At 42.9% G+C, this 4,538-nt stretch carries 5 protein-coding genes; 4 read left to right on the top strand and 1 reads right to left on the bottom strand.

The features are described from left to right. The coding region (locus K6C05_RS08665) for an EAL domain-containing protein (RefSeq protein WP_296733714.1) at positions 1–372 on the top strand (372 nt) is incomplete at its 5' end. Positions 373–457: 85 nt separating this feature from the next. Here the strand turns inward: K6C05_RS08665 and K6C05_RS08660 are convergent. Continuing rightward, positions 458–1,390 (bottom strand): hypothetical protein, encoded by a 933-nt coding sequence (locus tag K6C05_RS08660; protein ID WP_296733711.1) that lies wholly within the window; start codon positions 1,388–1,390, stop codon positions 458–460. Between the two features lie 627 nt (positions 1,391–2,017). Between K6C05_RS08660 and sucC the strand changes: the two genes are divergently transcribed. From sucC to K6C05_RS08645, 3 genes are all read left to right on the top strand, one after another. Beyond that, on the top strand, positions 2,018–3,217 hold the full coding sequence (sucC, locus tag K6C05_RS08655) for an ADP-forming succinate--CoA ligase subunit beta (RefSeq protein ID WP_296733708.1): 1,200 nt from the start codon (positions 2,018–2,020) through the stop codon (positions 3,215–3,217). 14 nt (positions 3,218–3,231) lie between these two features. Continuing rightward, positions 3,232–4,134: a succinate--CoA ligase subunit alpha gene (sucD, locus tag K6C05_RS08650; RefSeq protein WP_296733707.1), complete on the top strand. Its 903-nt coding sequence runs from the start codon at positions 3,232–3,234 to the stop codon at positions 4,132–4,134. Between the two features lie 81 nt (positions 4,135–4,215). Beyond that, positions 4,216–4,449, top strand: coding sequence for a hypothetical protein (locus K6C05_RS08645; protein WP_296733705.1), 234 nt, complete (start codon positions 4,216–4,218; stop codon positions 4,447–4,449). The last annotated feature ends 89 nt before the right edge of the window (positions 4,450–4,538 follow it).

Genomic DNA, 4,538 nt, shown 5'->3' with positions numbered 1-4,538 from the left:
CAGCTGGTACGGGTTGTAAAAAAATTAAAGAATGCCGGGTTTACAGTGCTGATGGATGATTTTGGCAGTGGCTATTCTTCCTTGAATATTTTGAAGGATTTGGCTGTTGATGTGCTCAAGCTGGACATGAAATTCGTTCAGCAGCTTGAAACCTCAGACAGGGCCGGCATCATCATGAAAAGTGTAGTGGGAATGGCCAAGGACTTGGGAATGGAGATCATTGTAGAGGGTGTGGAGAATAAGAAACAGCTTGATTTTTTACAGGATATAGGCTGTAATATGATACAGGGCTATTATTTTGCCAAGCCTATGACTACCGATGCCTGCCTGGAGCTTTTGATGGAGGAGCAGGGCATGCAGGGGGGATTTTAGAAGGCGTGTATATTATTTGTCATAGTTTGCTGATAATTTGTGCAAAAAAAAGAACCGCCGAAGCGGTTCTTTTTTTATTTGGAAATTACTTAATGTTGTATACGAATACTTCGGAAATTTCCTTGTCATATCCAGGATAGAAGCCCTTAACCATACCAAGTACGATACGGGAACCACGGTTGTAGTGAACCAGCATCTGTCTGGTGGACTTATCAAAGGTAATACCCTCAATCTCGCCCTGGAAGGTTACATCGTCAAGAGTTCTCTCAAGAACAACAGCTGCGTTGGAAGCACCTGGCTTGATATCTACGCGATATACATGGTCTGGCTCGATTTCATCAGCAGTACCATCATCAGCAGTCAGATAGAAGGAACCCTCGAAATATGCCATACCCTGTACCCACTGAGGTGGAGCCTGAATGTGTACCTTGCGGAGATACTTACCGGTCTTCAGGTCATACTCATAGAGATAACGGCCGGATTCCTCACCAACCCAAGAGCACATCCACACGGTCTGGGTGTCTGGATTAACAGCAATACCGGAGCACTCTTCCTGGCCTGAAGCTGGCTCAAATGGGAAGGATTTCTTCAGCTTCAGGGTATCACCATCATGGATAGCGATCTGAATGTCCTTACCAACACCATCCATGAAGTTCTCAGCGCCTACATAGATTTCGTTGTTGTAAACATCGATATCACCGATATGGTTGGATGGTATTTTGTAACCATCAAATGGAGTCTTGTTAATCTTCAGGAGCTTCCAGTTCTTGTCATATTTTGCAAGAGTCTTGGAGCCGGATACCCAGAAGTACTGACCTTCGGAAGCAACACCCTGACGACCCTCAACCTTGTGGGATGCAGCCAGCTGATAAGTAGCTTTTGGAAGCATAGCTCTGGAATTATCCTCAGGTCTACCCTCCAATGGAGTAAGTCCTGACATACCGGTAGCTGCCATTGCAGTAGCAGATACACTCAGTGCCAAACCAAATACAGCAGCCTTTAAAGCTTTTTTCTTCATAATATTACCCCTCCAAAAATAAAAATAATAATTAATACTTTGTTCCGTGAATTTTTGTTCTAAAGACATGGAACAACATTTACATGGCTTATAATTCCATATAAAATTCTTAATTCCTTCTTTTGAAGCAAAAAATTGTGGAAATTTTTCAAAAATTTTTTTGTCAGATGTTCTGTAAGGAATATATGCTTTTTCAGAGCATATAAAATTTGTCTGATATTTATCTGTACATTGGGCTGATATAAATTAAAGCGGTTAAATCGGATGCAAATTCAGGATGAGAAATACCATATGTTTTAATTATGATTAAATAATTTTAAAATATCTTTTTGAGATTAAAAACATTCTCCCGGTAATTGTGCCAGGTATAGCCACCTTAGTGCTGAAACAGGTTGGAAGGCTTTTTCGGTGCCTGTTAAGGCTGGTTACTTCCATCTATGAAGAGGGATTTTTTCGGCAATATTATCATAATATGAATGATGTTTATTTTATTTTAATTTTATGAGATGTTTTAAATTTTTTTACACTTTAGAAAACTAGACAATGAATATAAAAAGTAATAAGATATACATAGTGGTTAGATAAATACTGCTTTTCGGGGTAAAAAAATATAGGAGGACAGAAGAAATGAATATTCATGAGTATCAGAGCAAGCAGGTCCTGAAGTCCTTTGGTGTTAATGTGCCAAATGGTAAACCCGCATTCAGTGTGGATGAGGCAGTGAAGGCGGCTGAAGAACTTGGCTCCAAGGTGACTGTTGTAAAGGCGCAGATTCATGCTGGTGGGCGCGGAAAGGCTGGCGGTGTCAAGATTGCCAAGAGCCTGGATGAGGTTAGAACCTACGCTACTGAATTGTTGGGTAAGGTTTTGGTTACACATCAGACCGGTCCTGAGGGGAAAAAGGTCAACCGTCTGCTTATTGAGGAAGGTTCCAACATTGAAAAAGAATACTATCTGAGCTTTGTCAACGACAGAACTACTGCAAAGATCGTTATGATCGGTTCTGAGGAAGGCGGCATGGAAATTGAAAAAGTTGCGGCTGAATCCCCTGAAAAGATCATTAAGGAATATATAGATCCTGCTATTGGCCTTGCGCCTTTCCAGGCAACCAGAATGGCCTATAAGATGAATTTTAAGCCGGAAGCTATCAGAAAGGCTTCTGCTATAATGATAAAACTCTATGATGCCTTTATTGGCAAGGACTGCAGCCAGGTAGAAATCAATCCTCTGGTTGTTACTGCAGAAAATGATGTTATTTGCCTTGATGCCAAGCTGAACTTTGATGACAGCGGACTGTTCCGCCATCCTGATATTGTTGAGCTTCGTGATGAGACTGAAGAGGACCGCAAGGAGCTGTGGGCTTCCGAAGAAGGGCTGAATTATGTAAACCTTGGTGGAGATGTGGCCTGCATGGTAAATGGTGCTGGCCTTGCCATGGCTACTGTGGATATTCTTAAGTTTTACGGTGGCGACCCTGCCAATTTCCTGGATGTAGGCGGCAGCTCTACTCCTGAGAAGATTGCCACAGCTTTCGAAATAATGCTTGATGGTGGTCAGGCGAAGGGTATTTTCGTAAATATCTTCGGTGGTATTAATAAGTGTGATGTTATTGCAGAAGGCATCCAGCGTGCGGCTCAGATTATTGCTGAGAAGACCGGTAAGGATGGCATTCCTGTTCCTGTAGTTGTTCGGCTTGAGGGTACGAATGTTGAGCGTGGTCGTCAGATCCTGACAGAGAAGCCTGTAAAGAATGTATTTATGGCTCCTACAATGGAAGGCGGAGCACAGGATATCGTAAAACGCGTCGAAGAAGCTAAGAAGAACTAAGGAGGTCTGCTGAAATGGGTGTTTTAATTAATAAAGATACAAAAGTAATCGTACAGGGTATTACCGGTAAGACAGCAGCCTTCCATACCAAGCAGATGCTGGATTATGGTACCAAGATTGTGGCTGGTGTTACTCCTGGTAAGGCTGGTCAGACTGTTGAAGGTGTTCCTGTATATAATACAGTAGAGGACGCTGTGAAGGCTACCGGGGCTACAGTATCAGTAATTTTTGTTCCTGCCCGCTTTGCAGCTGATTCCATTATGGAAGGCGTTGAGGCCAACCTGGATTTGGTTGTGTGCATCACTGAGCATGTTCCTGTTCAGGACATGATAAAGGTTCGCCGCTATATGGAAGGCAAGAAGACTAGACTGATTGGACCAAACTGCCCTGGCATTCTCACTGTTGATGAAGCTAAGCTCGGTATTATCCCTGGCTATATTCATAAGAAGGGACATGTAGGTGTTATTTCCCGTTCCGGAACCCTGACCTACGAGGCAACTTTCCAGCTCACCAGTGCCGGTATTGGTCAGACAACTGCCATTGGTATCGGTGGTGACCCTATTAAAGGAACTGATTTTATCGATGCGCTCAAGCTCTTCAATGAGGATGATGAGACCAAGGCCATCATGATGATTGGTGAAATCGGTGGTACTGCTGAGGAAGAAGCAGCTCAGTGGATCAAGGCTAACATGAAGAAGCCTGTTATAGCCTTTATCTCCGGCGTTCAGGCGCCTCCGGGAAAACGCATGGGTCATGCCGGTGCAATTATTGCAGGCGGCAAGGGCACAGCTGCTGACAAGATCAAGGCTTTGAATGCAGTGGGCATTCCTGTTGCTGAAACAGTTGCTACCATGGGTGAGACTGTGGTTAAGAAACTTAAGGAAGCCGGCATTTATGATGAGTGCCATACCTGCTGATACAGCTGATGTTAGATTAAAATAATTGAGTCCGCTATCCTTTTTGGGGATGGCGGACTTTTTTTAGGAGCAGGATGGTCAATGGAGCTTGATTTTGTATGGAAAGGCAACTGGTGGCGGGACCAGGTGAGAGGATTGGGTATTCTGCCCCAATTTTTTTATGGTGTGACTGGGAAGTTATTGGCATTGTACAGCTTCATCCTTTTAGATTCAAGGGACAGAGGGGAAAATGAAGAGAATTTCTTATATTTATATGAAGAAATTTTTATTGTCAACTTGGTTCATTTATTATATAGTTATAATGTATCGGTATGAATAGGAAGGAAGATGTATTGATGTTTGGCATGTCAATGGATATTGGCGTTGATCTGGGAACAGCAAATGTTCTCGTGTATATAAAGGGT

This window comes from Anaerovibrio sp., from assembly GCF_024697385.1.
Lineage (GTDB): Bacteria > Bacillota > Negativicutes > Selenomonadales > Selenomonadaceae > Anaerovibrio.
The sequence above is the reverse complement of the archived record's forward strand: the minus strand, read 5'-3'. Positions and strand labels throughout refer to the sequence as shown.